The organism is Amycolatopsis sp. PSD-21, assembly GCF_055561455.1.
The window spans coordinates 4,002,793-4,027,473 of record NZ_CM145712.1 but is presented as its reverse complement, the minus strand read 5'-3'; the positions used below and the strand labels follow the sequence as shown (position 1 = coordinate 4,027,473).

The 24,681-nt window shown below is 67.4% G+C and carries 33 protein-coding genes; 8 read left to right on the top strand and 25 right to left on the bottom strand.

Translation table 11 applies throughout. From position 1 onward, the window contains the following. Window positions 1–6 precede the first annotated feature (6 nt). From ACZ1DY_RS19145 to ACZ1DY_RS19060, 18 genes are all read right to left on the bottom strand, one after another. Window positions 7–1,044 (bottom strand): methyltransferase, encoded by a 1,038-nt coding sequence (locus tag ACZ1DY_RS19145; RefSeq protein ID WP_465485201.1) that lies wholly within the window; start codon window positions 1,042–1,044, stop codon window positions 7–9. After that, window positions 1,044–2,057 carry a TauD/TfdA family dioxygenase gene (locus tag ACZ1DY_RS19140; RefSeq protein WP_465485200.1) on the bottom strand — a complete coding sequence of 338 codons (1,014 nt, stop codon included), beginning with the start codon at window positions 2,055–2,057 and terminating at the stop codon, window positions 1,044–1,046. The genes ACZ1DY_RS19145 and ACZ1DY_RS19140 overlap by 1 nt, the downstream gene beginning before the upstream one ends. Then, window positions 2,054–2,326 carry a phosphopantetheine-binding protein gene (locus ACZ1DY_RS19135; RefSeq protein WP_465485199.1) on the bottom strand — a complete coding sequence of 91 codons (273 nt, stop codon included), beginning with the start codon at window positions 2,324–2,326 and terminating at the stop codon, window positions 2,054–2,056. Before ACZ1DY_RS19135 ends, ACZ1DY_RS19140 begins: the two co-directional genes overlap by 4 nt. Further along, entirely contained in the window at window positions 2,323–3,102 is a 780-nt protein-coding gene (locus tag ACZ1DY_RS19130; RefSeq protein ID WP_465485198.1) for a thioesterase II family protein, read from the bottom strand. Before ACZ1DY_RS19130 ends, ACZ1DY_RS19135 begins: the two co-directional genes overlap by 4 nt. After that, window positions 3,099–3,908, bottom strand: coding sequence for a thioesterase II family protein (locus ACZ1DY_RS19125; RefSeq protein WP_465485197.1), 810 nt, complete (start codon window positions 3,906–3,908; stop codon window positions 3,099–3,101). The genes ACZ1DY_RS19130 and ACZ1DY_RS19125 overlap by 4 nt, the downstream gene beginning before the upstream one ends. Then, entirely contained in the window at window positions 3,905–5,644 is a 1,740-nt protein-coding gene (locus tag ACZ1DY_RS19120; protein ID WP_465485196.1) for a non-ribosomal peptide synthetase, read from the bottom strand. The genes ACZ1DY_RS19125 and ACZ1DY_RS19120 overlap by 4 nt, the downstream gene beginning before the upstream one ends. Window positions 5,645–5,665: 21 nt before the next feature. After that, window positions 5,666–6,862, bottom strand: coding sequence for a cytochrome P450 (locus tag ACZ1DY_RS19115; protein WP_465485195.1), 1,197 nt, complete (start codon window positions 6,860–6,862; stop codon window positions 5,666–5,668). Beyond that, on the bottom strand, window positions 6,859–7,635 hold the full coding sequence (locus ACZ1DY_RS19110) for a class I SAM-dependent DNA methyltransferase (RefSeq protein ID WP_465485194.1): 777 nt from the start codon (window positions 7,633–7,635) through the stop codon (window positions 6,859–6,861). Before ACZ1DY_RS19110 ends, ACZ1DY_RS19115 begins: the two co-directional genes overlap by 4 nt. 35 nt (window positions 7,636–7,670) lie before the next feature. Beyond that, the gene (locus ACZ1DY_RS19105) at window positions 7,671–9,233 is read right to left on the bottom strand and encodes a class I adenylate-forming enzyme family protein (protein ID WP_465485193.1); all 1,563 of its coding nucleotides are present in this window, start codon (window positions 9,231–9,233) and stop codon (window positions 7,671–7,673) included. Window positions 9,234–9,457: 224 nt separating this feature from the next. Further along, a complete protein-coding gene (locus ACZ1DY_RS19100; RefSeq protein WP_465485192.1) occupies window positions 9,458–10,003 on the bottom strand; it encodes an EF-hand domain-containing protein in 546 nt (181 codons plus the stop codon). Window positions 10,004–10,684: 681 nt separating this feature from the next. Continuing rightward, window positions 10,685–10,996 carry an STAS domain-containing protein gene (locus tag ACZ1DY_RS19095; protein ID WP_465485191.1) on the bottom strand — a complete coding sequence of 104 codons (312 nt, stop codon included), beginning with the start codon at window positions 10,994–10,996 and terminating at the stop codon, window positions 10,685–10,687. Between the two features lie 265 nt (window positions 10,997–11,261). Next, window positions 11,262–11,726, bottom strand: coding sequence for a hypothetical protein (locus ACZ1DY_RS19090; RefSeq protein ID WP_465485190.1), 465 nt, complete (start codon window positions 11,724–11,726; stop codon window positions 11,262–11,264). A gap of 96 nt (window positions 11,727–11,822) precedes the next feature. Then, complete coding sequence (locus ACZ1DY_RS19085) at window positions 11,823–12,395, bottom strand: alkaline shock response membrane anchor protein AmaP (RefSeq protein WP_465485189.1); 573 nt, start codon at window positions 12,393–12,395, stop codon at window positions 11,823–11,825. Then, on the bottom strand, window positions 12,392–12,919 hold the full coding sequence (locus tag ACZ1DY_RS19080; RefSeq protein ID WP_465485188.1) for a DUF6286 domain-containing protein: 528 nt from the start codon (window positions 12,917–12,919) through the stop codon (window positions 12,392–12,394). Before ACZ1DY_RS19080 ends, ACZ1DY_RS19085 begins: the two co-directional genes overlap by 4 nt. Beyond that, on the bottom strand, window positions 12,916–13,329 hold the full coding sequence (locus ACZ1DY_RS19075; RefSeq protein ID WP_465485686.1) for an Asp23/Gls24 family envelope stress response protein: 414 nt from the start codon (window positions 13,327–13,329) through the stop codon (window positions 12,916–12,918). The genes ACZ1DY_RS19080 and ACZ1DY_RS19075 overlap by 4 nt, the downstream gene beginning before the upstream one ends. Continuing rightward, window positions 13,326–13,502, bottom strand: a complete 177-nt coding sequence (locus tag ACZ1DY_RS19070; RefSeq protein ID WP_465485187.1) for a hypothetical protein — start codon at window positions 13,500–13,502, stop codon at window positions 13,326–13,328. The genes ACZ1DY_RS19075 and ACZ1DY_RS19070 overlap by 4 nt, the downstream gene beginning before the upstream one ends. A gap of 58 nt (window positions 13,503–13,560) precedes the next feature. After that, window positions 13,561–13,890: a hypothetical protein gene (locus ACZ1DY_RS19065; protein ID WP_465485186.1), complete on the bottom strand. Its 330-nt coding sequence runs from the start codon at window positions 13,888–13,890 to the stop codon at window positions 13,561–13,563. After that, complete coding sequence (locus tag ACZ1DY_RS19060; protein WP_465485185.1) at window positions 13,887–14,360, bottom strand: Asp23/Gls24 family envelope stress response protein; 474 nt, start codon at window positions 14,358–14,360, stop codon at window positions 13,887–13,889. Before ACZ1DY_RS19060 ends, ACZ1DY_RS19065 begins: the two co-directional genes overlap by 4 nt. A 300-nt stretch (window positions 14,361–14,660) precedes the next feature. Between ACZ1DY_RS19060 and ACZ1DY_RS19055 the strand changes: the two genes are divergently transcribed. Next, a complete protein-coding gene (locus ACZ1DY_RS19055) occupies window positions 14,661–14,852 on the top strand; it encodes an ANTAR domain-containing protein (protein WP_465485184.1) in 192 nt (63 codons plus the stop codon). 168 nt (window positions 14,853–15,020) lie between these two features. Next, the gene (locus ACZ1DY_RS19050; RefSeq protein WP_465485183.1) at window positions 15,021–15,698 is read left to right on the top strand and encodes a fasciclin domain-containing protein; all 678 of its coding nucleotides are present in this window, start codon (window positions 15,021–15,023) and stop codon (window positions 15,696–15,698) included. A gap of 267 nt (window positions 15,699–15,965) precedes the next feature. Here ACZ1DY_RS19050 and ACZ1DY_RS19045 read toward each other — a convergent pair whose 3' ends face one another. Together ACZ1DY_RS19045 and ACZ1DY_RS19040 are read right to left on the bottom strand one after the other, a co-directional pair. After that, window positions 15,966–16,625: an anti-sigma factor family protein gene (locus ACZ1DY_RS19045; RefSeq protein ID WP_465485182.1), complete on the bottom strand. Its 660-nt coding sequence runs from the start codon at window positions 16,623–16,625 to the stop codon at window positions 15,966–15,968. Further along, a complete protein-coding gene (locus tag ACZ1DY_RS19040; RefSeq protein WP_465485181.1) occupies window positions 16,622–17,152 on the bottom strand; it encodes a sigma-70 family RNA polymerase sigma factor in 531 nt (176 codons plus the stop codon). Before ACZ1DY_RS19040 ends, ACZ1DY_RS19045 begins: the two co-directional genes overlap by 4 nt. Before the next feature lie 141 nt (window positions 17,153–17,293). On the opposite strand from ACZ1DY_RS19040, the gene ACZ1DY_RS19035 reads away from it, so the two are divergent. Continuing rightward, a complete protein-coding gene (locus ACZ1DY_RS19035) occupies window positions 17,294–18,148 on the top strand; it encodes a DUF4394 domain-containing protein (protein ID WP_465485180.1) in 855 nt (284 codons plus the stop codon). Between the two features lie 79 nt (window positions 18,149–18,227). Here ACZ1DY_RS19035 and ACZ1DY_RS19030 read toward each other — a convergent pair whose 3' ends face one another. Together ACZ1DY_RS19030 and ACZ1DY_RS19025 are read right to left on the bottom strand one after the other, a co-directional pair. Next, the gene (locus ACZ1DY_RS19030) at window positions 18,228–19,226 is read right to left on the bottom strand and encodes a ferritin-like domain-containing protein (protein WP_465485179.1); all 999 of its coding nucleotides are present in this window, start codon (window positions 19,224–19,226) and stop codon (window positions 18,228–18,230) included. 218 nt (window positions 19,227–19,444) lie between these two features. Beyond that, on the bottom strand, window positions 19,445–19,708 hold the full coding sequence (locus ACZ1DY_RS19025; RefSeq protein WP_465485178.1) for a hypothetical protein: 264 nt from the start codon (window positions 19,706–19,708) through the stop codon (window positions 19,445–19,447). 232 nt (window positions 19,709–19,940) lie between these two features. Between ACZ1DY_RS19025 and ACZ1DY_RS19020 the strand changes: the two genes are divergently transcribed. The 4 genes from ACZ1DY_RS19020 to ACZ1DY_RS19005 are packed head-to-tail and all read left to right on the top strand — an operon-like array spanning window position 19,941 to window position 21,646. Further along, complete coding sequence (locus ACZ1DY_RS19020) at window positions 19,941–20,108, top strand: hypothetical protein (protein WP_465485177.1); 168 nt, start codon at window positions 19,941–19,943, stop codon at window positions 20,106–20,108. Window positions 20,109–20,118: 10 nt separating this feature from the next. Beyond that, on the top strand, window positions 20,119–20,697 hold the full coding sequence (locus ACZ1DY_RS19015) for a VanW family protein (RefSeq protein WP_465485176.1): 579 nt from the start codon (window positions 20,119–20,121) through the stop codon (window positions 20,695–20,697). A 56-nt stretch (window positions 20,698–20,753) separates the two neighbouring features. Beyond that, the gene (locus ACZ1DY_RS19010) at window positions 20,754–21,113 is read left to right on the top strand and encodes a BlaI/MecI/CopY family transcriptional regulator (protein ID WP_465485175.1); all 360 of its coding nucleotides are present in this window, start codon (window positions 20,754–20,756) and stop codon (window positions 21,111–21,113) included. Continuing rightward, window positions 21,110–21,646 (top strand): hypothetical protein, encoded by a 537-nt coding sequence (locus ACZ1DY_RS19005; protein ID WP_465485174.1) that lies wholly within the window; start codon window positions 21,110–21,112, stop codon window positions 21,644–21,646. Before ACZ1DY_RS19010 ends, ACZ1DY_RS19005 begins: the two co-directional genes overlap by 4 nt. Before the next feature lie 122 nt (window positions 21,647–21,768). Here ACZ1DY_RS19005 and ACZ1DY_RS19000 read toward each other — a convergent pair whose 3' ends face one another. Beyond that, window positions 21,769–22,125, bottom strand: coding sequence for a DUF2752 domain-containing protein (locus ACZ1DY_RS19000; protein WP_465485173.1), 357 nt, complete (start codon window positions 22,123–22,125; stop codon window positions 21,769–21,771). 708 nt (window positions 22,126–22,833) lie between these two features. Between ACZ1DY_RS19000 and ACZ1DY_RS18995 the strand changes: the two genes are divergently transcribed. Further along, on the top strand, window positions 22,834–23,322 hold the full coding sequence (locus ACZ1DY_RS18995; RefSeq protein WP_465485172.1) for a hypothetical protein: 489 nt from the start codon (window positions 22,834–22,836) through the stop codon (window positions 23,320–23,322). On the opposite strand, the gene ACZ1DY_RS18990 is transcribed toward ACZ1DY_RS18995, so the two are convergent. Together ACZ1DY_RS18990 and ACZ1DY_RS18985 are read right to left on the bottom strand one after the other, a co-directional pair. Continuing rightward, complete coding sequence (locus ACZ1DY_RS18990; protein ID WP_465485171.1) at window positions 23,298–23,522, bottom strand: heavy-metal-associated domain-containing protein; 225 nt, start codon at window positions 23,520–23,522, stop codon at window positions 23,298–23,300. The two genes, ACZ1DY_RS18995 and ACZ1DY_RS18990, sit on opposite strands and share 25 nt — an antisense overlap. A 15-nt stretch (window positions 23,523–23,537) precedes the next feature. Further along, the gene (locus ACZ1DY_RS18985) at window positions 23,538–24,593 is read right to left on the bottom strand and encodes an urease accessory protein UreH domain-containing protein (protein WP_465485170.1); all 1,056 of its coding nucleotides are present in this window, start codon (window positions 24,591–24,593) and stop codon (window positions 23,538–23,540) included. Between the last annotated feature and the right edge of the window lie 88 nt (window positions 24,594–24,681).

The window sequence follows — 24,681 nt, the reverse complement described above, 5'->3', positions numbered from 1 at the left end:
CGTGGGTCAATGGGTCAATACCAGCAAGGACATCGGCCCTTGCGGTTGGACGACCTCGGCCAGCCGCAGCCCCGCGCCGCGGGCGAGGTCGGCGAACTCCTGACGGGTCCGTATTCGGGCGTTTCCCACGCACAACAGGAAGAGATCCACCGCCCTGCCGAAGTGGAAGTCAGGTCCGGCACGGCCGCCGGGAAGATCCAGCAAGCAGTCCAGGGCGAGGATCCGCCCATCGGCGGGCAGGACCGCCGCCAGGTTCCTCAGCAGAACACCGGCGTGTTCGTCGTCCCAGTCCGCGAGGACGGCGGACAGCAGGTACGCGTCCGCGCCTTCCGGGACCTGCGAAAACATGTCACCGGCGACCGCGGTGCACCGTGAGCCGAGTCCGAGCTGATCGAGGCGCTTCCTCGCTTCCACCACGGTCGCCGGGAGGTCGAAGAGCGTGCCGTCCAGGTGAGGGTTGGCCTTGAGCACAGCGGCCAGCAGCTCCCCCAGGCCGCCGCCGACGTCGACGACGCGCCGCAGTGACCCGTAGTCGTACGACAGGGCCAACGGGATCTGCAGGTTCCGGGCAAGCGCGACCATGCCGTCGTTGAACACGGACTGAGCGCGCGGAGTGTCCTCCAGGTAATCCCAGTAGTGGTCGACACCGAGTACCGACCGCACCCCGGGCTCGGCGTCGACGATCGTATCCGGCATCCGCTGGAAGGATTCCCGGATCCACGGCTCGATCTGCAGGATCGCCAGCTCGCGCAGGGAATGGGGATGGTCGCGGCGCAACAGCTCTCCCATTGAGGTGAGCTCGAACTCCTCGAAGTCCGTCTCGGACACTATCCCCACGGCGGCCAGAGACCGCAGCAACCGCCGGAGGGCCGACGAATCGCAATCGAGCGCGGCGGCGAGGTCTGCCGTCTTCTTCGGTGAGGCTTCGAAAGCGTCGGCGACACCCAGCTGAGCGAAGGTTCCGACCGCCTGAGTGATCCAGTTCGACGTGGTGATCTCGATCAGTCGCGTCGCGTTCTCATCGTACTCGATCACATCGTCCATCAGGATTTCCCCACCTTTCCCACCGCTCGGGCGAAATCGTGTGCCGGGACGCAGTCGGCCAGCCGGATCGGATCGCACATCACCACGCCCAGTTCACGCTGCCCCTCATAAGGTTCACGGCCGTGCGCCATGCGGAGGTTGTCGATCAGGAGGACATCCCCGGCACGCCACGGCACTCGAAGGGTGTTCTCCTCGTATATTTCCTCGATCAGCCGCACGGTCACCGCGTCGATCGGGTCACCGTTTCCATGCCGGGTCATGAACGGAAGGCCGTTCGCGCCGAACTCGAACAGCAGGTACTCGCGCACCGCGGGGTCGAGCGACCACTCGCTCAGGAAGGCGATCTGGTTGAACCAGACCGCGTCGCCGGTCTCCGGGTGGTGGATGATCGCCGGGCGATGCTGGGTCGTGCGCAGACCGCCGTTCGGGAGCCACTCGAACGCGATTTCGTTGGCCCGGCAGTAGGCTTCCGCGGCCTTGCGGTCCGCCGCGTCGAACGCCTCCCGCCATGGCACGCCCACCACATCGTTGTACGAGCGGACGAGCAGCCAGCCCTCGCGGGAAAACCGCTCTGCCAGCTGCTGCGGCAGCGCGGCGAGAACCTGCCGAGCGTCGGCGAGCCCGGTGGCCCCGCCCCGAGGGGGCTCCACGAAGCAGCCGATCACCAGTAGCCGGGGGAACTCGAGCCGGTGACTCGACTCGTGGTGCATGCACATCGGCTGATCCGGCGGCCATTCCGGGGAAGAAACCACTGGACCGCCGAGCGGCTTGCGGCGAGCGAAGGATTCGCGATCCGGCAGCGTGGCGCCGGAGATCCGCTCGCTGAGCTGGCCGAGCCTGGCGGCGTCGCGCACGCCCAGTCCGCGGATCAGCACCGCGCCGTGCCGGAGCAAGGCGGCCGACAGCATCCCGCGGTGCTCGTCGAGCCAGTCCGCGATCCGGTGCTCGGCGACCGTGTCGGCGACGTGCGGTATCGGTGGTTCACCGGCCGTGAGTTCGAGCGAGTCGGTCATGGCCGATATTCCCGTTGTGCCGCGATCTTCGCGGACAGCGCCCTGATCGTCGGCTCGGCGAGGAAGTCTTCGACGGCAAGGGTCACCCCCCAGTTTTCGTGGACGGACACCAGGACTTTGAGGGCATGGATCGAGTGACCGCCCAGGAGAAAGAAGTCGGTATCCGCTTGCACGGACTCGACACGCAGGACGTGGCACCACAGTGCGGCCAGCCGCTCCTGAAGAAGGTCTGATTTTCCTGAGACATCGGGTGATTCTCGCTGGATCATGGCTCCACCCCGGCCGGAACGCTTGTGGGAGCCACTGTCCTGGCGATGTCCTCGATGATCAGATCGCGGTCGTCGCGGAGGCAGAAGTGTCCTCCTGGCAACTCGACCATCCGGAAGGCGCCCTGTGTCTCGTCTTCCCACGCCGCGAGTTGTCCTGGCGTGATCCGAGCATCGCGTCGCCCCACGAACAGGGTCATCGGGCACTCGAGGCGTGCCTCTCCCCGGTAGTCGTAACGTTCCGCGAGCAGCAGGTCGGCACGGAGACAACGCAGGTACGGCCGCATGAAGGGACGACTCTGCAGGATCTGCTCAGGGGTGCCACCCAGCTCGCGGAGGTAGTCGATGAGCGTGTCGTCGGTGTCGTCGCTTCGGGCGGTGTCGCCTTGAGGATGCCGGGGTGCGGCCTGGCCGCCCACGAAAAGATGGAGCAGGTTGTCCCGAAAGGGCCGGGGCAGCGACCGCGCCGTCTCGTACATGGTCAAGGCTCCGAGGCTGTAGCCGAACAGGGCGAACGGTCTGCTGAACAGCGGTTCGGCGATGTCGATCATCTCCGCGACGAGGGTGCGGAGGTCGAGGTGCGGGGATTCACGGACGCGACGGTCCCGTCCGGGTAGCGCTACGGCTACCACCTCGACCCGGCCGTGCAAGGCGTTCTTCCAGGCGTGGAATTCTTGCGGCCCACCGCCCGCGCCCGCCAGACACAACAGCACCGGCGGCTCTCCTTGAGGCCGCGCGCCGGGAAACCACCGTTCGAACGCGGTGGTGGTGGCGATCACGCCGGCATCTCCTCGGGCTCGCCGGTCTTGCTCAGGTGGTCGAGTTCCTGCGCGAGCAAGGCGAGAAACGCCTCCGCCTGGTGGCGCTGGAAGAAGTGACCGCCGGGCAGCAGGTGGCGCCGGAACCGGGAGGTGGTGAACCGAGACCAGGCGTCGAGGTCGGACTCGCCTGCCTCGATGTCACCGAGCCCGCCGAACGCCGTGATCGGATACGGGAGCGGCGTCGAGGAATCGGGCCGGTGGTTTTCCCGGATGCGGTAGGAGGCACGCAGATCACGCAAGAGCCAGGTCGTGAAGCGGTCATCGCTCAGCAGCTCCGCCGGGGTGCCGTCCAAGGTGCGGATCCAGGCGAGGATTTCCTCGTCGTCGCGGCTGCTCAGCGTCGGTCGCAGGGCAGGACGCCCGGGAGCGGCCAGGCCGGAGACGATCAGGCCGCGTACCCGGCCGGGGTCGTCCGCTGCGATCCGGCGCGCCAGCTCGTACATGACCAGCGCCCCGAAACTGTGGCCGAAGAGGACGAGAGGCAACGCCCCCTCGCGCTCGGCCGCGTCCAGCGCGGACCGCAGAGCGGTGACCAGCGTGGGAAGATCGGACCATGGCTCCTCCCGCATCCGTTGCTCCCGTCCTGGCAGCTGCACGGGCCAGATCTCGGTGTGCTCGGGGAGGGCCGTGCGCCAGCGGGCAAACTCCGACGGCCCGCTGCCGGCCCCGGCGAGGCACACCAGCCGTTGCCCGGGGGCGACCCGCCTCGCGACGTAGTTGAACCACGGCCCGTCGCCGTTCGACGGCCCTGGAGAGCCGCTCATCGTGGCCTCCCGTCACGCGCGTCGATGAGAACGGCCAACCCGGCGACGGTCGGCTGTTCGAACACGTCGACGGGTTCGATCTCGGCCCCGAGGTCATCCAGGACCCTGCGGAGAAGCCGAGCCATCGACAGCGAAGTCATGCCGAGCATGAACAGGTCGTCGTGGGGCGAGACCTCCGGTGTTCGCAGGACCTCCATCACGATCTGCGTGAGACGCGCCTGGACCGTGAAAGGCGGGGCCGAGGAGGAGCGGCGCAGGCCGGCCACCGCCTCCGCGGGCGTCGGCAAAGCCGCGACATCGACCTTTCCCCACGCGGTCTTCGGCAACTCCGCCAAGGGGACATACAGGCTGGGGACCATCGGGAGCGGAAGCCGGTCTTCCATCCACTGGACGAAGCCGTGCTGGTCGACGTCGCTTCCCTTCTCGACGACGACGTAGGCCACCAGCCGGTCGTACTCCGGATCTCGGCGCACTGAGCACTCTCTGACCGAAGGGTGGCCGGTGAGTACTTGGCGCACCTCACCCAATTCGACCCGCAGGCCCCCCAGCTTGATCTGTTCGTCGTCGCGTCCGAGAAAGCGCAGAAAGCCCGCGTGGTCCCGGACAGCCCGATCACCGGTCAGGAAGACGCGTCCTTGCGGAGTGGTCTTGAAGCGCTGGGAGGTCAGGTCGTCGCTGTCCAGGTAACCGGCGGCGACGCCGGCCCCTCCCAGCCGGATCTCACCCGGTTCGCCCGGGGGAGAATCGCAGAGCTCCGGGTCGACGACGTCGAGTGTGCAGCCCGGGATCGCCGTGCCCAGCGGAACGGCGTCGGCGCGTTCCACCGTGTCCGCGGTGATTTCGCTGTAACTGGTCCAGATCGTGCCTTCGGTGACTCCGTACGCGTTCACCAGGCGTCGGCCGGTGACCCAGGCGCGCGCCAAGTCGGGAAGCAGTGCCTCTCCCGCGCTGACCACAAGCTTGAGACCGGGCAATTCGTCCGGCCTCAAGCTGCGCAGGGAGGACGGTGTTACGACGGCCGTGGTGGCCTTCGTCCGGGCGAGGAACCGTTCAAGGGGTGCGCCCGGGTAGCGGTCGTCCTGGCCTGCCACCTGGAGGGAAGCTCCGGCCGCCAAGGCGAGTGTCACCTCGAAGATCGCCGCGTCGACGGACCACGGCGCGAGCTGCGCCACCCGGTCGGTGTGCCCGACGCCGAAGACCGCACGCTGGGCTCGGACCATGTTCGCCAACCCGGTGTGCCGGCACAGCACCCCCTTCGGACGGCCACTGCTTCCGGAGGTGTGGATGACGTAGGCGGCGCCGCGGACACCGTCGAGCGTCCGTGGTGCGCTACCGGTGTCGGCTACCACGACCTCCCCTGGCCGTTCACTCGCCGACAGAACAAGTCTGGTCCTGGTGTCGGCGATGAGCTGCTCCTGGCGACGCGGGGGCTGCGAGGGATCCAGCGGCATCAGGACTCCGCCGGCGTGCAGCGCCCCGAGAAACGCACCGACGGCCGCGCAGGAAGGGGGAACGCGCAGCGCGACCAGCTCGCCGGGCCGGATCCCGTTTTCCGCCAACGACTGCGCGTACTCGTCGATGACGGTGGCGAGCCGGGCATAGCTCAGGTTGCCGTCGGCGGCCGAAACCGCGGTGGAGTCGGGGGTACGGCGTACCTGTTCCGCCACCATGGCCAGAACGTCCGCGCCGTCGATGTCGGCGAAGGCACACGTCGGTCCGTCTACGATGCTTGTCATAGCCACACTTTCCGGGTGGTTTCAGGCCCCGACGGAGATGCGCAGGCGCACCGGGCAGGGCAAGTTGACGTTGTCCGACCACCGCACTTCCTCCTCCGCCAGCCGGGGGGTACGGCCGGAACCGAGAAGGTTCTTCAGCAGGAGGCGCCCTTCGAGGCGGGCCAGCCGGGCACCGGGGCAACGATGGCGCCCGAGACCGAAGGCGACGTTGGCGGTTCTCGGCGTTCCCGGCGAACGGTCGGCCAAGTCACTCCAGTTGATGGCGGCGAGGAGCACGAGCACCGATTGGCCGGCGCGGACCTGCCTGCCGCCCAGTTCGATGTCCTCGGTCACGGCTCGTCCGACAAACCGTGACGGGGATACGCGGGCGAGTAATTCCTCCACCGTCTCTTCGGTGGCCTGCGCGTCGAGCGGGCCGAACGACGGGGACAGCCATTCCAGTACCGCACCGGCGAGGAAGCCGGTAGTGGTCTGGTGCGCCGCGGCGATGAGCATCAGAAGGTTCGCCGCGATGTCGGTGTCGGTGAGGGTTCCGGTGGCGTCCGCCGCACCGACCAAGGCGCCGAGACCGTAGCGACCCTGAGCGCGACGGCTGTGCCGGATGAGGTACTGGGCGTAGTCCAGGAATTCCGTGATCGGCGCGTTGCCACTTGCTCCGGCTTTCGGTGTGAAGCCGGTGATGACCCGGGTGTAGGAATCCGACCAGGCGCGGATCTTCGGCAGGTCCGCGCAGGGCAGGCCGAGGAGCCGGGCCACCACCTCGAGAGGAAGCGGCCGCGCCACATCGCCGACGATGTCAAGCCGATCTCGATCGCTCGACCTGACCAGCTCGGCGATCCGGTGCTCGATCCAGGGCGCCAGGGCCGCGATCCGCGCGGGCGTCAGGACCTGGCGGTTGATGAGACGCCAGGTGGAGTGTGCCGGCTCGTCCAGGAACAGCGCCTGCCGGTTGATCGCGTCGTCGGCCCGGTCGCCCGCGACATCGGTGCCGGACAGGCGCCGCGCGCTGAACGGCTCCGCGGTACACACCTTCAAGGCTTCGGCACGGCGCGAGACCAGCCAAGTGCCGGCGTAACGGTCCCAGTGCACGGGATCCTCCCGGCCCAGGCGGCTGAACAGCTCTCTCGCGTTCTGTCGCTGCCCGTGGGCCGACAACGTGTAGATGCTCAGTGAGCGATCGTGATGAACGAGCGACGGCAGGTGCCCATGACCGGTCATACGCCCGATCCCGGTCCGGTCTCGCAGTCGACGATCAGCGTGTGCGGGTAGGCGAGGTAGTTCTGCCAGTGACCGTCGCCCAGCCGGCGGCCGGTGGCGGACACTTCCGGCCGGATCCAGGTGACGGTGGAGAAGCCGGCCTCTCGCAGGGCACGCTCGTGGGTTTCGGTGGACCAGCGATACGCGTCGAGGGTGACGGGCTGCTCGCGAACCTTGATCACCAGCCGGATCGGTGTCCCGTCGGCCCCTGATTCCCATGCCCCGCCGGAGGTGTCCGTGACCTCGAAGTCGTAAGGGTCGTACCAGCCTGGGTCTGTCCTCACCTCGGGGTTGAGGCATGCGGCGACGAAGCGTCCTCCCGTGGCCGACAGGGCGCGTCGAGCCGTGCGGCACATCCCGGCGAGTTCCTCTTCGGACCTCGCGTAGGGAAACATGTACACGCTGACAGCGAGGTCGAAGGCGGACCCCAGGTCGGTGTCCGGCTCAGCCGACGGACAGGCCACGTCCCGTTTGAGGTAACGAATGGAGTCTCCGTGGCGCCGTGCGTACTCCAACATCCCGTCCGAGACGTCGATACCGGTGACCTGCTCTGCGCCCTGTGACCGCAGCAGCCGCGAATAGAAGCCGGTCCCACAGCCGATATCGAGGGCCTTCTTACCGCGCAGATCGCCGAGTAGGCGCACCATGGAATAGCGCTCGACGTGAACGCGGACCGGATGTTCCTCCGCCATTGTTTCGTAGGCGTTGGCGAGCGAATCGAACTGGCTGACCATCGCGGGTTCTCCTGCCCCGCCGCGTGCCCGTGACGTCAAGTCCACCGCCCGGTGCCGATGGCCTTCGCGCCGGAGAGAAGCTGCTCGCGCAGGGCGACGCGCCGGATCTTGAAGGTGGCGGTGCGGGGGAATTCATCCCATCGAATTTGAATGGGATCCTCCAACGGGGTAAGCGTGGCCACGGCTTTTGCCCATGCTTGCTGGTTTAGCGGGTGATCGTCGGCCACGGACAGCACTGGTACCGGCTTGTGGCCGTCGACCGCAAGGAGCACGACCTCGGTGAGTTCGGGCAGGCGGTCGAGCAACACGTCTTCCAGCGCGATCGCACTGCAGGAGGGAATGCGGTCGATCTCACGATCGACCAGCCGGACCGCTCCCCACCGGTTGATCACCCCGAGGTCTCCGGTATTCCACCACCATCCGTTGCATTTGAGGTCGTGGCGGTGTTGTTCGCCCACGTAAGCCAGCGATCGCCCAGGCTGCGATATCTCGATCAATCCGACCTGCCCGCGCGGCAACTCCTCGCCGGTGTCCGGGTCGACCGCGCGCAGCTTCGACACCAACGGCACCGGCCAGCCCAGGACCGGCCGACGACGGCCCACGCGCCGGACGAAAGGTCGCAGGTACGCACAGAGGGCGATCGCGCCCGCCTCGGTTTGGCTCCAGGACTGCGCCCAGACAGGCAAACGCTGCTTGCTGGCATCAAGAAACGTACGGATCGTTCGGGTGTGAATGGCGTCGAACGAACTCATGAACACGCGGGTGTTCCGGAAGGGGGCCGCCTCGTCACGGGCAAGCTTTTCCCAGACGAGGTAGATATTGGGCAGAGCGTCGACCACGGTCGGTTTGTGGTCGACGATCAGTCGACGGGTGGCCTCGGAGAACGGCTCGGAGATCATGAGCATCCGTGGCGTGACCGTGGCCATGCTCGCGAGAGCGGTGGCCATCCGCTGGTGGCAGAACGGCTCGCAGTAGGCCACGGTGTCGGTGGACCGCAACCCGATGACCGGCCATCGATCCACCTCCACGAGGGCCAGTGAGTAAATGGAATCCGCCGAGTGCAGGACGAGTTTCGGACTGCCAGTTGTGCCCGACGTATGGGTGATGACCATCGGTTCGCGGGCTTCGCGGAGGGCGACCGGGGCGGGCGGAGCGCCCTTCAGGTCGTCCAGCGCGATCACGTCCTCACGATCGGTGCCGTCGGTGCAGATGGTGCGCGTGACCAACGACGCCAGCACGTCCGATCCGAGGTCGCAGGACGCGAGTTGCGCTTGGTCGGTGACGAGATACGGCCGCTCCAACCGCGACAGCATCAACCGGGCGTTCTCCGGGGAGTGGGTCCAGGCGAGCATCGCGGGGATCGCGCCGATCCGGGCCGCCGCACATCCGAGCAGGGCGACGTCGAGGTGGTTGGCCTTCAAGATGGCCACCCGGTCCCACGGTCGCACGCCGGCGGAGTGGAGCCACGCAGCTGCCTGGTCGACCAGGCCGGCCCAACCGGCGTAGTCACGGTCGGCCGGGCCGGTCGGGTCGATATCCGCCGGCCGGTCGACGATCACCCGCCCGGCGCCGGCACGTGCGGCGGCGACCTGCCACACTTCACCCATTCTCGCGGTCACCGGAACGCGAGAGAACGGTGTGATGGCCCGCCGGTACCTGGTTGGCGTGTACTTGGTGAGGAACTCTGGCTTAGCGGGTGACCTGGATCCGTCCACCGCGGATTCGATGTTCTCTAGCAAGGGAATAGTCCAATTGATCCGTGGATAGTGCGGGCCATCGACATTCTGCGAGGATCATCAGCGACCGCGTCGTACCTTGTGCGTCACTCGAGCATGCCGAGGTCCGACTTCCCGGTGACGTACTGCTTGAACGCCTCGATGAATTCGTCGACGGACACGATTCCGTCGTGATCCACGTCGATCCGATCGAAGGATGCCTTCGTGTCAACCTTGCGTGCGGTGTCGGCGCTGGTTTCGATCATGGCGGCGATCCACTTGCCGTACTCTTCGCGGCTGATCTGGCCGTCGCCGTCGCTGTCGCATACCGCGGCCGCGGCCTGCGCATACGGCTTCAGCACCTGGTTGAACCCGACGTCACCCTGGTTGACCACGGACTTCCACACGGCGGTGTAATCCTCGAGACTCAACCCTTCCTCACCCACGCCGGCCTTGCGCGCGAAGTATTCGTACACGGCTATGTAGGCCTGCTTCAATGATTGGCCATGCGGCAGTGCCGGGTCCTGCCCCAGCGCTCGCATGACGTCATCCGCCTCTTGCTCGAAGTCGGAACGCTCGAGCCGTCCGTCGTGGTCGTTGTCGAAGCCCTTGAAACGCAGTTCGATGACCTTGTCCAGGGTTGCGGTAGCCATTTCTTTTCCTCCGGATAACTCGTGTACGCGTACCTGCAACTGCCAGTTTCCTGAGTACCTGGGTTTGCAGTTTCACGTCAAGGAGCGTCTTGTCGGCGAACGAGTTTTTACCCAGTGGAGTGACTGCTACGACTTCACTCTTCCGCAAGCGGCGCCATTTCCCGGCTACCGCCACACAGAAGCCCCTACGCGATAATCACCCACCACACCCCCATTCGGCCTACGACGGGCGCCTTCATTCAGGTTTCGCTCCGTCGCATTCACAGGCAGGGTTTTAGTCATATCGCCGAACCTTCGGCACCGTCGGGGCAACACAGGTAGCGGAGCGTAGCCCGATCACTTCGACATGCGGCGTGGAGCTCAGTTGCTCAGGGCGACGAATACCATTTGGTGCGCACATGAGTCTGGCCCACTGCGCCAACTACGCCGTGGAAAGACCTGAACATTCCTCATTTCGGGCCTTTCATGTTCGTGTTCATCCAGCAGAACAAGCCGTCCAAACGGAGGCCCGCCGAAACCGTGAACCGCGCTACTGAGATCAGCCGACTCGAGGACCGTCAACGGCTGCCCTTGCGGTCCGCATGACCAGCGTCATCGGCGGTGTCGCCTGCTTGACCGCCCCCGCAGTCGTTGCCGTCGCCCTCATGGGGCGCTCAGTCCGACCTTCTGCTGGTAGCCGGCTCAGCCGATCGGCAACAGGTCCGATAGCCCAGTACGCAGCAACAATCGGCGGATCGGCGCTGAGGGCAGGAATTGAAGGGCGACACGGTCGGCGACACAGCGATTGTTGAGACCGATCAGGGTCGACAAGCCGGTTGAATCACAGAAGTCGACCCCGTTCAGGTCGACGACCACGCTGGCCGGCACCGGGTCAAATGCCCGCCTGAGTTCCCCATCGAGGATCTTGGTCGTCACGAGATCGAGGCCACCGGACACGGTGATGATCACCTGCCCCTGACCTGCGCTGGTGGTCACCACCGACAGCGGCTCCACCCAGCCACCACCGTCTCCGCCCGACACCGCAATTCCTTCCCTTGAGCCTCCTCGAAAATATCGCAAGACCAGGTGAAACGCCGCGTGAAGGACAGACCTCGAAGGATTTCGCCCACACACGGTGGGACAGCCGGTCATCGCACGACCGCCGGTCTTCTCCATAGCGCTGGTCGACCGGATCGCTCAGAGCTGGGAGCTACGCGAGGTGCGCGCGTTCGACGTGGCGAAGCCGGCGAGCTGATCGCGCCACTGCCCGAAGCCGACGTCAGCGCACCACGCGGCGATAGCGCATCGCGCGACGTCCGGCGGGCAGCGCGAGACGGCGAATGAGGTAGGTGAGAAACGCGCCGATGGCCAGCCAGGCCAACGCGGCCAGGCCGTCGTTGAGCAGTACCTGCAGCTTCGCGTCTCCGGGGGTGAACAGCCCCCGCAGCCCCAGCGAAACCGCCGCAGACCAGCTGTCCACAAAGGAGGCGAAACCGTTGCGGGGGTTCGCCTCGCCCAGGACGAAGACAATGTGCAGCGCGAGCACTATCGCGAACAGGGCGCTGATCACGGTGACCACCGTGCAGACTATGGTGACGGTCCTGATCCGGCCACGATCCGGGTCGACGACACCTTCCTCGAAGGCCGCCGGCGCTGGTTCCTCGATGGGCCTGATGCGTCGGGTCTGATCGTCTCTGTGCGGGTCCGGCATGTTCATGGCAACCTCGCAGATCAGCGGATTCACCCTGGTGTGGTCAGTGTAGGCCCGCCCCCGCCCGGCCGCCGATTGCGGCGCGACCGAAGGACCCGAGATGACCACGTAGCCGCCGGCCGGGTGGCTCTAGACGATGCGGGATCCGGTTTTGGTGGAGAACCGGAATTCGATGGTGACCGGCAGGGCGTCGAGGTCGAGTGCCTGGCGCAGCCGTGGAAGACCTTCCGCGTCGAGCTGCCGCCGGATCGCGGTGAGATCGCCGTCCTGTTCGACGCTGATCACCATGGCGGCGGTCGGCGCGTCGCGCGTTCCCGCCAGCGTCGAGTGCACCGCGTGCACGCCGGGATATGTGCCGACCTCGTTCACGAACGGCTCGATCGCCGTGCTCGCGGCCAGTTCGGTGCGGCCGATGTCCGGATCGGACTCGAACCGCCAGGTGTGGGTCTTGGGCTTGCGGACCAATTGCGCGACGAGCCACCGCAAGAGAAGAAGCCCGAGAACGACAGCGGAGGCCGCGGCGACGTACCACACCCAGGTCGGCGGCGTCCCGGTTCCTGGCACCAGAGTCGACTCCGGTGCTAGGACCGGGAGTTCGCCGAAATAGGTCAGCACGGCGAAGGCTCCCGCCGCCAGCAGTACCAACCCGGTGAACGCGAGCAAGGTGCGGTTGAGCCGGGCGGGCCGGTTGAGACTGGTCATGACGCGCTCCTCGCGGAATGAACCTTGACCTTGACGGACGGGCGGTCGGCGGGGGCGATCTGATCCAGCCGGTGCTCGAGCGCGCCGCGGACCGCGTCGGCCAGCCCCTCGGTGCCGGCGCGCCCGGTGACGACCTTCGCCGTGACCTTGCGCCGCTTCAGTTTCACCTTCGCGTTCGCCACACCGTCCACTGTGGACGCGGCGGTCCTGAGCGTGGAGCGGTAGCTACGGCGGGACGCGCCCGAACTGGGCGTCCCGTCCAACGGCAGAACGGTGAGTTTGCCCGGCATGACAGCGGCCAGCAGCAAGATCAGTCCGAGCAGGCCGATGACGCCGCCGGCGATGGCGGGGATCAGCTCGTTCCAGCGAGTGCCGTGCAGGGCTTGCGCGACGGTGTCGTAGCTGACCCATGGTGGTCGGCCGAGCAGGGTCTGGATCGCGACGACCGCGACGAAGACGCACGCGGCGAGGAGCAGGACCGCGGTGATCGTGGCCGGAACGGACCGGCGTGGACGACGTTTCACTGGACCCTCCTCGTTTCGGCGGTGACGGAATGCAGCGCGCTGACGGTGATGTCGACCCGGGAAACGGTCAGCCCGGTGAAGTCCCGCACCTGCCGCATCAGATGCCGGCGGACCTGCTCGGTGGTCTTGGCGACCGAGGCGGGATACGAGATCGACAGCCGGACGTCGAGGGTGGCGGTATCACCGTCGACTTTCGCGCTCACCTTGGCGGTGTTGTCGAGGTCTTCGCCGCCGACGGCGACACCGAGCACTCGACTCGCGGCACCGCCGGCTCCGTCGACCTCGGTCACCGCGTGAGCCGCGATCCGTTCGACGGTGGTGTCGGAAATGGTGAGCAGGCCGCGGTCGCCGACGTCCTCCGGGGCCGTCTCGGACGCGGGGGCGGGCAAGGTGACGGTCATGGTGGTCAGCCCCTGTCGCGACCGGTGAGCTGGGACAGGTCGAGCTTGCCGTCGAGGACACGGCCGGCCAGGAGGCCGAGCGCACCGAGGACCAGCACGATCAGGAAGGCGCCGAAGCCGCCGAACGCACCGGCGAGGCCGAGCGCGAGGCCGGTCAGCAGGCCGAGTTGGGTGGAAGACATGGTGTCTCTCCTTGCGGTGACGATCGGCCCGCGAAGAACCAGAGGGCCGTTCGGAGAATCAGGAAGGTGACGCGGAGGCGTCCGGGTTCACCGGCTGGGCCGGGACGACGGGCGGCGTCACGATGTCACCGACCCGCACGTTCACCGGGTGATCGCTCGGGCCTACGGCGGCCCGGACCTCGTCGCCGATCTGCGCGACAGTGGCCGGGTAGCGGCCGATGACCCCGATGGTGATGCCGTCCGGGCGGATCCGGACTCCTGCCACGCGGCGGCCGGGCAGCAGGGTGGCGATCTCGCCGAACCGGCCGCTGTGCAAGCCCGCGACGGTGGGCTGGGCCCGCACAGCGGTGGCGATCCGGTCGGCGTCGATCTCGACGCCGTTCGTCACTGGACGCGGCCGGCGCCGTTCGAGCTGTCGTCGTCCTCGTCGTCGCCCGGGATGTGCACGTCGGAGACGTTGATGTTGACCTCGACGACCTCGAGACCGGTGGTGTGCTCGACCGCGGTGATGACGTTCTTACGGACCGAACGCGCCAGGTCGGCGATCGACACTCCGTACTCGACGAGGATCTGGAGATCGACCGCGGCCTGCTTTTCCCCCACTTCGACCGACACACCCTGCGCGACGGACGCCGACGCGCCCGGGATCCGCTCGCGAATCGCGCCGAACGCGCGGGCCGCGCCGCCGCCGAGGTCGTAGACCCCCGACACTTCACGGGTCGCCAGGCCCGCGACCTTCGCCACGACGACGTCGGCGATCGACGTGGTCCCCTGCGACGTGACGAGGGAGCTGTCGCTGTTGCTGTTGCTCTTCTCGGCCGCGTGGGACGGAGTCTTGGTGATGGCCGGGTTCGTCATGATCTCTCCTCTGGTCGAATTCGCTGTCGGGTGGGTATGTTCGCGACGTTCCGCGTTCCCTCCACACCACTACAGACCCGGCCGCGGAGAAATCGTCACGACCTGATCGTGTGGCCCACGCCACCCTCTGGAGTAGAACCGGTGGTGCGGCTCCGGTCGGCGAGAACCAGGGCGGAATACGGCATTTTCGTGACTGTCCGCGAGTGGACGTTGCGCCGATCGAGGTATGGCCGCCACTCACCTTGGTACGAGTGGCACACGCGGGTTCCAGGACAAGGGCGCTTTCGTAATTCTTGTCCGGTGGCGACCGACGAGGATGACGACGTAGAGCGACGTGCGTCCCTGTGGCGCGAGATGGCGGCGATCGAGCGTGCCAAAGAGGTACTCATGGCGCGGCACGAGATCGACAGCCGGGCCGCCGCTTCCTTGCTGGCGCTCTGTGCCGAGCAAGGCGGGGTGGAGATCGCCGAAGCCGCTCGGCGCGTGGGGTGAATTCGATCCCTCACCGCTGAACATCGCGGGTCCGCTCCCGACGGCCTGAGAAAGATCGGCGAACGACCAATCCACGTCGCCTGCCGCCGCGAATCACTTCCGAGAAGCCAAGAAGCTACCCGTCCACAGTGGACGAATTCAGCCGCCTTCAGCAATGGAGTGATTTTCGTGAACAAGATTCGTGTCGCAGGTATCGGTTTCACCGCGGTCGCCGCACTGGCACTCTCCGCATGCAGCGGTGACGACGGCGCTTCGTCCGGGAATGCCAACACCCCCGCGCCCGCTCCGTCCTCGTCGGCCCCGATGTCCAGCTCCGGCTCGACCGGTTCGCCCGACGGTGTGACCACCAACGCCGACGTGTTCGGCCCGGCCTGTTCGCAGCTGCCGCAGGGCAGCGAGCCCGGTTCACTGGACTCGATGGGCCCGCAGCCGGTCGCCAGCGCCGCCTCGACCAACCCGCTGCTGACCAAACTGGTCGCCGCGGTCAAGGCCACCAACCTGGTCGACACCCTCAACAGCCAGCAGGCCATCACCGTGTTCGCCCCGGCCGACCCGGCCTTCGCCGCACTCGGTGACGCCAAGTTCAACGAGCTCGCCGGCAAGCCCGACCAGCTGGCCCCGATCCTGCAGTACCACGTCGTCGGCAAGCGCTACGACGCCAAGGGCCTCGCGACCGCCGGTTCGGTTGAATCCCTCAACACCGCCGGTGGTCCGGTGAAAATCGAAGGCACCGGCGAGAACATGACAGTCAACGGCGCCAAGATCCTGTGCGGCAACATCCCCACCAAGAACGCCACCGTCTTCGTCATCGACAAGGTGCTCACCCCGGGCACCAACAAGAACTGACCCTCGTCCGGGCCATCGCTCACCCCCGTCGATGACCCGGTCAGGGTGGCCGCCGCGGCTGTCGAACTCTTCAGCCGCGGTGGCCACTTCCATGCCCACACCGCCATCCGGGGTGTGGGCTCCAGCCACGCGGCAGGATATGCACGATCTGCCGCATGGGGAACGCTGTAGCGGCGGCGTTCCGCCGGTCGTCGCCGTCGCTGGTTCACTCCATGGCCGCGGCGACGGCCGGCTCCTTCCGCCCTTCCGGCAGCTGCCGCGCACGGATCAGAAGTCGGAAATGAGCACGACCCTGCCCTGGGCGTCGAGCACCCGGAATCCACCGGCGCTGGCGCGCAATACGGAACTGTTGAGGTTGCACCGCATCTCCACGGCGCCCGTTCCGATGAACTCGCCCGCCGCCGTCTCCGCACCGGTCTCGTCCACGATCATCACCCGATAGCGTGCGTTCGTCTCGAATCCGGTCGCGGTCAGCTTGATCTCGACGCCCCAGGTGTGCGGAACCACCCCGGCGGACGCTTCTATCGCGGGAATCGACGTAGTCACCGTTACGGCTTCGTACGGCCCTGGCCCCGGTACGTCCGGGTGCGCGATCCAGCCGGCGCCGGCACCGAAGACCAACGCGATCACCGCGGCCGCGGCCCAGCGCGGTGGACGCCGACGGGGCCGTTTCCGGCCCTCGGTGCCCCTCCGCACGACCGCGTCGCCGAGATCGGGCGGGACGATCACCTGCTCCTGATCGCTGAGATGCGCGGCGTCGGCCAAGCTGAGCGCGCGCACGACCGGCCTCAGCTCTCGCAGTTCCGACCGGCAGTCCGCGCAACCGGACAGATGCGCGTCGATCTTGAGCCGTTCGTGCTCGTCAAGCCGGTCGAGCGCGTAGGCTCCCAGGGTTTCCCGCAGGACGCGGTGATCGTCGGGATTCACAGCTCGACCCCCATTTCCTCCATCGTGACGCGGAGCGCCCGCAACCCGTAGAACAGCCTCGTGCGCAGTGTGCCGACCGGGATCCCCAGCTCGGCGGCGACCTCCGCGTACGGCCGGCCACGTAACTGGGTTTCGACCAGGCACACCCGATGCTCCGGGGTGATCCGGCGCAAGGCCTCTTCGACCAGCCAGGCGTTGATCCGCCGTTCGTCGAACCCCGGTTCGGTCGGTTCCTCGGCCAGCCCGAGCTGTCTCGCCGGCCGGACGGACCGGCGGCGCATCTCATCGACGATCACGTTCCGCGCGATCGCGAACAGCCACACCCGCAGGCTCGCCACCTCGGGATCGAACCTCTCCGCCGCCCGCCACGCGCGCAAGAACACCTCCTGCACCACGTCCTGGGCCGCACCATCGTCGTTCAACTGCCGCATCGCGAACCGATACAGCTCCGGTCCGTGCGCGTTGTACACCGCACGAAGCGCCTGCTCCCCGGTCAGACCGAGGCCACCGCCTGCCGATCCACCCATCCCGCGTCCCTCCTACCGACCTGTGTTCGGAGCGGGTGGGGTGAACGTTCATCCGATCGTCGAATTTCTTCGGAGCAGGTGAACGCGGAGGACACCACGGACGTAGACACCGGCCGAACCACTCGACGACAGGAGCCGACCATGGGCAAAACCACCCGCATACTGCTGACCGGCGGTATGGCGCTGGCCTTGATGGCCAGCGGCACCGCCGCTTCCGCCGCGCCGACGAAGAAGGGAGACTGCGGCGTCCTCATCCTGAGCGAGAACGGCACGCTGAGCAGACACCACTGTGAGAGGCCGCTGCTGCCCGCTTCGTCGAAGCGGGTCTCCGGTCTGCTCGATGGCGACCGCCTGATCGGCCTGGACACCCGTCCGGCCACTGGTTCGCTCTATTCGCTGGCCGCCTCGGGCCGGCTCTACCGAATCGAGGCCAAGACCGCGAAGGCCACCGCTGTCGGTTCGCCGATCTCCCTGCGGGGCAAAGCGATCGGCTTCGACTTCAACCCGGTCGTCGACCGGATCAGGCTGGTGACCGACAGCGGCCTCAACCTCCGCCTGCACCCGGACACCGGCGCGATCGCGGGCACCGATTCGCCGCTGAGCTACCCGGACCGGTCACAGACTCCCCGGGTGACCGCGTCCGGCTACACCAACAGCGTCGCAGGAGCGACATCGACGGCGCTCTACGGCCTCGACTCCAGGGACGACACCCTCGTCAAGCAGGGCAGTCTGCCCGGGGAGACACCGGTCGTCTCGCCCAACACCGGCCGGCTCGCCACGATCGGCGGACTCGGCCTCGACATCGGCTCGGTGAACGGGTTCGACATCGCCGGCGCCGCGAGTACCGGTACCTACGACCCACGCGACTACAAGGCCGTCGCGGCCGTCCGAGCGCACGGTATCCCGCTACTGGTGCGCATCGACTTGGCCACCGGCCGAGCCCATGTCCTGTCGCCGCTGCTCACCCGCCCGATCGGTCTCGCTCTGACCCTTTGAGCGGCCCCTCGGCGAACCGCTGTTTCGCCGGATCCATGGCAGGGCCGAGCGGAGGCGCCCGCTCGGCCCTGCCCCAGCGTCAGCCGTTGGCGGCGCTGGTGTTCACGTCACCGTTGACGCCCTTGGGGAAGAATCCGCCCGAAGTGGCCGCCTTGGGCGTCAGGTAGACGATGTTCAGTACCTGGCCCGGCGACCGGCTGAAGGCGATCCCGTTGCCGTCGGTGGGAACGATGTTCGCGCGGCCCTGCCCGTCGACGACGCCCTGGTCGAGATCCGTGGTGCCATCGAGACTGTCGCGCGCGTGGGAAAGTTTGACGCTGGCTTCCCGGAGATCACGGCCCAGCAGGCCGAGACCGAGAATTCCGCCGCTGTGCTGGTAGAGCGCGGTACGGATGTTGGCGGCGTGATACGCCTCGACGGCGAGAATGCCGGCGGCGGCCTCGAGGTAGGTCTTGTTGCTGATCAACGGCGCCGCGCCCTTGTAGGCGGTGACACCGACGTCCTCGAACAGGTACGCGGCGAGCAGGAAATTCTCCTCGCAGGCGAAAGCGTCGAAGCTCTGGCCTTTCCTGACCAGACCGGCCGCCTGAGCCGCCGCGGTGAAGCTGGCCTGCAGATCGATCGCCGGACGGCTGACCGCCGCCGAGCCGAGCGCGGCGCGCAAGAACTCCACATGCGCCTTTTCGTCGGAGGCGATCTCCTGGGCGTACTGGCGGGCCGCCTTCGTCTTGAACCGCACCGCACGGCCCCCGGTGACCCCGCCACGGGTCCCGGTGCCGGTGGTCATCGCGTCGGCGAGCCCCTTTCCGGTGACGGCGTGCAGGTAGAACTCGGCTTCCAGATACTCCAGGTTGAGAGCGAAGTTGAGCACGGCACCGTCGCTGACCCCCTCCGCCGCCGCTTCCTCCGCGGCCTGCCGGGGAGTGGCGGCGGCAGCGGGACCGGCCAGGCTCCCGAGAGCTCCCGCCCCGACGACCCCAAGACCCGTCATCCCGGCAGCGCGCAGGAATCGACGCCGATCCCGCGGGTTCTCCGCACTGCGGTTGATCATCGCTGCGGCATAGCGTTTGCCGAACACGTGTGATCTCCTTCCCGCCCGTGTCCTGGCTACGCACGACAACGGGCGTACCCCACCACCCTCGGGCGGACCCCGACGAGGGCATGGTTGACCTTCGCGGACACTCTGCTTTCGTACTCGCGGGTGGCGCGGCTTGGCGCCATCTGGAATCCACGAGAATCCGGTGCTGGAAGGAGTGGGCCCGGCTCCGACCGGGCCCCACCCGCTTTCCCGTGAGATCAGCCGAGGCCGAGAAGACCACCGTGGCCATCGCAGTCGTCGTGGTCCCAGCCGTTACCGGTGAAGTGCAGGCCGAGCAGGACGTTGAGGTTCAGGTTGAGGCCGATGCCATGGTGATGGTCATGGTCGTGGCCGGTGGACGACGAAACCGCGGCTGCCGGTGCGGGAGCCGCGGCCGCGACGCCCGCACCGGCCAGCGAGAAACCGAAGGCCACGGCAGGCAAAGCGGCAGCGACGATGATGCGACGACGAATGGTGCTCACGGTAGTGCTCCTTCTCCTCGGGCGAACATCGGACACGACCCTCGTCCAGGCGTGGAGCCCTGAACCGGATCATGAACGATTCGCCGCCGGAGGGTGCAGGAGTAGGCCAGGAAAGGCAGGACCATGCCTGTGGGTGACACCTACCAGGGAACGACCACGACCATGCCACAGCCTGATGTGTCAGCTCAAGCTCACGCACCGGCATACCCACGCACCAGTCGACCGCGCGCTCGTGGAGGGGAACGTCCGCTTCGAGGGGCTGACTCCCGTTCCCGTGCTACCGCACGAAGGCCGACGGCTGAACCCGGCGACGGCGCGGCAGGCACTGCTGAGCGGATGGGCCTCCGCGGACCGTTTCGAGCTTCCGGTCGAGACGGTCCCGGCCGAAGGCCACCGCTGAGAGCGTGCAGGTGGCGATCGAGCAGGTGGCGGCACCCGCGGTGTCCGGACCGGCGACCGTACGGGGCGATGGCCGAGAGTTCACAGTGTCCGCGCCGACCATCGCGGAGGCCCTGACGTTCACCCCGTCCGAGGATGGGGTGGGACAAGACGTTGCCCACCTCCTCAAGGCCATCTCCGAGGACGGGAACCGGACCGCCGTCGCCGAGTACCGGAACACCCAGGCTCAGGTCACCACAGAGGAGATCTCCAAGCTCGGCATCAAGGAGGTCGTCGGGGAGGTTAGGACCCGCGGTTTCGCCCGGGACTCCGGGGGCAACATCCGCGTGGTCGCCGAGAAGGTCAACGGCGCGATCGTCAAGCCCGGAAACACGTTCAGCCGCAACGACTTCACGGGCCCGCGTGGCCGCGCCCAGGGCTACGTCGACGCCGGCGTGATCGAAGAGGGCGTGCCCGCACGCGCTGTCGGCGGCGGAATCTCGCAGTTCGCTGCGACGCTCTACAACGCCTCGTATTTCGCCGGGATGACCGACGCCGGCCATCGTCTGCTCCGGATCCGACTGAACACCGAGTGCTACGATCCTGACTAGTAGAGCTGGGGCCCGGCATCGCGCCGCCGGGCCCCAGCGGTAAAGAAGGTGGTCTTATGCACGGTCTGGGAAACCTTGAGAGCGCCGTGATGGACATCCTGTGGCGCGCCGACACCCCGCTGAAGGTCCGTGAAGTCCTCGAGCAACTCGACACCGGCAAGGATCTCGCCTACACCACGGTGATGACGGTGCTCGACAACCTGCACCGCAAGCAATGGGCGCAACGCGAACGGCAGGGTAAGGCGTTCGCCTACCACCCGGCGCAGAGCCGCGCTCAAGCCGCCGCGAAGTCACTGCGGGAGATCCTGAACGAGTCCGGCGATCCCGAAGCCGTCCTTCTCCACTTCGCCACGACCGTGTCTCCCGAGGAATCGGCGGTGCTGCGCAACGGTTTGCGCAGAACGGCCCGCGAATGACCGCGGCTCTGGCACTCGTGCTGGGCGCGGGTCTGACCGGCTGGCTCACGCCCGGCCTGCCGAACAGGATCAATCCGGCCCGTGCAGACCCCGTGGCACTACTCGTCGCCTGGCTGCTGGCCGCCGTCGGCGTTCTTGCCGCGACCGTCGCGGGCACCGTGCTACTGCTGTCTCCAGGCCACGGTGCCGGCACCACCGCGATGTCGATCGTCAGCGAGTGCCTGGCGGCGATCTCCCATGACACTCCCCCGCGCGCCGAGGTTTTCGCGGGCCTGACCGGCATCGTGCCCGTCTCGCTGCCGACTCTCCGGTTCGCCGTCATCGTCGTGCAATTCGCGCGACGACGTGCTCGCACTCGCCGTCAGCACCTCGAGACCCTGCAAATGGCCGCCCGCTGCGACGACCGGTGCTCCCGGACCTGGTGGCTGGACCACGATGAACCGATGGCGTTCAGCTACGCGAACACGGCGCCGAAACGGTGCGGACGGCGCTGCTCAGCGTGGCCGGGCACGGCACTCCGGATGGCACCCTGACCATGGGCGGCAGCGGCGTGGAGCCCCGGCTCGCCGCACTGACGAACGGGAACGCACCCGCGGGACCGGTGAAGCGGGCTTTGGCGTGCGTTCTCGCCGCGGCGACGATGACCTGAGCGCGCTCAAGAGCGGGCCACTGACCACGACTGCATCAACAACTCGGCGTTCCACTGCCGGCGAACCGACAAGGCTGCCATCGCGACGATGAGAACCACGAGGGCGCCACGTCGCCATCGTCGCGACACTCGGATCTCCAGCCAACGACCGGTGACCAACCCGATACAGGAGCGCGCCACCACGCAGAGAACCGCTGCGGCGAGCGGGAAGACCAGCGGGTTGTAGCGGGCGGCAGCAGCCGCTTCTCCTGTGAGCAAAAGGAAAGTCGCCCGCGCGCCACCACACAGCGGGTCCATGACGCCCAGATAGTGCAGCGGTCCGTGATGGTCGATCGCCGGCACGCCGACCACCCGCAACGTCACTGACCCCACCACTAAAGCAGCGGCAGCGATGGTCAATCCACGCTGATGGTCGCGATCCGGGAAACGAGAACATGATCGATCACGCCCGCGCCATCACTTCTCTGGAAAGCGGAACCGGCAACGGGCGGTGCGAACCTGGGGTACAGGAACCAGGCCCGCGCCCGCCGCGCCGTAACGAGTGACCAGCAGGGAAACTCGCACGAATGCGATACTAGCCACGATAGTACCCAGTGTGCAATCGTCACTCCTCTTCCGGTCGCCAGCACTCTACTAAGGTTTATAGTATAGCTTGGTGCCAGACCGAGGAGGCGCGATGGCCAGCTTCTGCCCACTGGGCATCTCAGCGGCGGCCTACTTGATCGGCAGCCTCAATGAGACCGAACGCGCGAACTTCGAACGACACATCCGGTTCTGCCGGAGCTGCCGCCAGGAAGTCGATGACCTGACACCCGTTGTCCAGTTGCTCCAAGCCATGAAAGCCGACATCGCAGCGAAGAAGCGAACCCGGCCTGCCCGGAGCCCCTGAGCCTCCCCTGAACCGACGAACGCCACACCGGCGATCTACCTACTAGAGCCCGCAGTAGAGAGGTCGGCGTGTGATGACCTCACCACGCGGACGACAGCGAGGAGCGACCGTGACGGTCTTCGGCACCCACGTGCCCATTTCGGGCTGGACACTGGTCGCCCTGGTCGTCGGCCGCCTGGTGCGTGCCGCTGGCCAGACTGCTCGCGGCACGCACCAGCTGGGGCAGGAACGCCACCTTGGCGACGCTCATGCTGCTCGCCGCCAGCCTGGCCATCACCCTGACCCCCGGTGAAGACTCGGGCGCCTACGAGTTCCACCCATGCCTGTCGCTCGGTACCGCGGACCCGATCGACGGACTCCTGCATTCCGGCGGCGGACTCGGCGGCACTCTGCTCAACGCTCTGCTGCTACCCCTGACCTGCGCGGCAACCCTGGCGACCAGGCGTGCGCTGCCGATGTTGCTTTTCGCGTTCCTGCTCCCCGCGCTCATCGAGCCGTTGCAGACGCTGGTCCCGGGCCGTTACTGCAGCCTGTCCGACCAAGCCAACACGGTCGGTGCCGAGCTGGGCGTGGCGCTCGGCTACCTGCTGCTGCGACGAACGAGCAGGCATGGATCCGATGACGCCACGCCCGAGCAGGCCCCCGGTCAGGGCCGCGGGGAGGCGCGGTAGCCCAGGTCCTCGATCGCCTTGACCACGTCGTCGACACTGCTTCGATCCGCGTCCAGCTCGACGGTGCTGGTCCCCTTCTTCACGGTCGTCTGCGTGCTCAGCACGCCAGGGAGGTCTTCCAGCGCGTCGTCGATGAGCAGTGCGCAGCTGCCGCAGTGCATTCCGTCGACCCGGAAGACCAACTTCTCGGTTGATGCCATAGTGGACTCCTTGATTCAGATGACGGTGATGGCGCCGGTGTACATGCCCATGCTGCAGGCGTAATCCAGTCGCCCCGGCTGCAGGACACCCAGGTCGATCCGGGTCTCGCCCCTGACGGGCAGGATCTTCTGCTCGTCGCGGATGACGAACGACCGCACACAGCCCTGCGCCCCTTCCGTCTTGACCACCAGCGTGGTGGGCACCCCGGATTTCGCCTGAACGTTCTCCGGACTGTAGGAACCGGTGCGCGCGGTGATCACCACAGTCTGCTTCCCGTCCACCGTGGACGCTGCTGCGGTGTCGGCAGCCGCTTCCGAGCCGCCGACGGCTTGGGCGATGCGACTGGCGGCCAGCGGTGATCCGGCGAGTTCCAAACCTCCGTTGAGGGTGTAGAAGCCCATCGCCAGCACAACGAGCCCGGTCACCAGGGCGAGCCTTCCCTGCCACGCGGTCGCGGCCTTGCGGGCGGCATAGCCGAGGATCGCGAACAACGGACCGGTACCGAGTACGAACACCGCCATCGTCGCCGCGCCGGCGAGCGCGCTGCCCGAGGTCAGCGCCAGGGCTTCGACCGACAACGTCACCCCGCACGGAATGAGGACGGTGGCCAGGCCGAGCAGTGCCGGCGCCAGCGCGGCCTGGGACCGAGCCCGGTTCCGGACGATCTTCATCCACGAGATCGGCGGTTCGACGACCACCCGGCGGAATCCAGGCACACCGAGCTGCGCCAGCCCGAAGACGATGATCAAGAGACCGGCGCCGATCTGGAGCCAGGTGCGGGCGCCGACGGACAGTTCGACGGCACCGCCGACGGCTCCCAGGAGCGCTCCGAGCAGCGTGTGCGAAACCAGTTTGCCTGCGAGGAACCCGCCAACCGGCGCGAGGTCGTCACCGAGCTGGGCGCGCCAGCCCCGCTGATCCACCTCTTGTTCGGACCGGACTCGGCGAGCCGGTGCTACGGTCGCCGCTTTTTGGCGGGTGATCAGCCCGGTCAGCAGTCCACCTTGGACCGCGGCACAGGACACGCCGCCGGCGAACAGGCCGGTGACGAGGACAGCAGCAAGATTCATGGGAAAAGCCTCCTACGAGGAAGTAGAGCGAAGTCGACGAGCGCCGGCCCGGCACGGCGATCGCGTCGACCGGCCGTGATGCGGGCAG

Bases quoted from the DNA above. Each gene is read 5' to 3' on its own strand.
- ACZ1DY_RS19145 (WP_465485201.1), bottom strand. From the start codon at position 1,044: ATGGACGATGTGATCGAGTACGATGAGAACGCGACGCGACTGATCGAG.
- ACZ1DY_RS19140 (WP_465485200.1), bottom strand. From the start codon at position 2,057: ATGACCGACTCGCTCGAACTCACGGCCGGTGAACCACCGATACCGCAC.
- ACZ1DY_RS19135 (WP_465485199.1), bottom strand. From the start codon at position 2,326: ATGATCCAGCGAGAATCACCCGATGTCTCAGGAAAATCAGACCTTCTT.
- ACZ1DY_RS19125 (WP_465485197.1), bottom strand. From the start codon at position 3,908: ATGAGCGGCTCTCCAGGGCCGTCGAACGGCGACGGGCCGTGGTTCAAC.
- ACZ1DY_RS19120 (WP_465485196.1), bottom strand. From the start codon at position 5,644: ATGACAAGCATCGTAGACGGACCGACGTGTGCCTTCGCCGACATCGAC.
- ACZ1DY_RS19115 (WP_465485195.1), bottom strand. From the start codon at position 6,862: ATGACCGGTCATGGGCACCTGCCGTCGCTCGTTCATCACGATCGCTCA.
- ACZ1DY_RS19110 (WP_465485194.1), bottom strand. From the start codon at position 7,635: ATGGTCAGCCAGTTCGATTCGCTCGCCAACGCCTACGAAACAATGGCG.
- ACZ1DY_RS19100 (WP_465485192.1), bottom strand. From the start codon at position 10,003: ATGGCTACCGCAACCCTGGACAAGGTCATCGAACTGCGTTTCAAGGGC.
- ACZ1DY_RS19085 (WP_465485189.1), bottom strand. From the start codon at position 12,395: ATGACCAGTCTCAACCGGCCCGCCCGGCTCAACCGCACCTTGCTCGCG.
- ACZ1DY_RS19070 (WP_465485187.1), bottom strand. From the start codon at position 13,502: ATGTCTTCCACCCAACTCGGCCTGCTGACCGGCCTCGCGCTCGGCCTC.
- ACZ1DY_RS19060 (WP_465485185.1), bottom strand. From the start codon at position 14,360: ATGACGAACCCGGCCATCACCAAGACTCCGTCCCACGCGGCCGAGAAG.
- ACZ1DY_RS19040 (WP_465485181.1), bottom strand. From the start codon at position 17,152: ATGGGTGGATCGGCAGGCGGTGGCCTCGGTCTGACCGGGGAGCAGGCG.
- ACZ1DY_RS19035 (WP_465485180.1), top strand. From the start codon at position 17,294: ATGGGCAAAACCACCCGCATACTGCTGACCGGCGGTATGGCGCTGGCC.
- ACZ1DY_RS19010 (WP_465485175.1), top strand. From the start codon at position 20,754: ATGCACGGTCTGGGAAACCTTGAGAGCGCCGTGATGGACATCCTGTGG.
- ACZ1DY_RS19005 (WP_465485174.1), top strand. From the start codon at position 21,110: ATGACCGCGGCTCTGGCACTCGTGCTGGGCGCGGGTCTGACCGGCTGG.
- ACZ1DY_RS18990 (WP_465485171.1), bottom strand. From the start codon at position 23,522: ATGGCATCAACCGAGAAGTTGGTCTTCCGGGTCGACGGAATGCACTGC.
- ACZ1DY_RS18985 (WP_465485170.1), bottom strand. From the start codon at position 24,593: ATGAATCTTGCTGCTGTCCTCGTCACCGGCCTGTTCGCCGGCGGCGTG.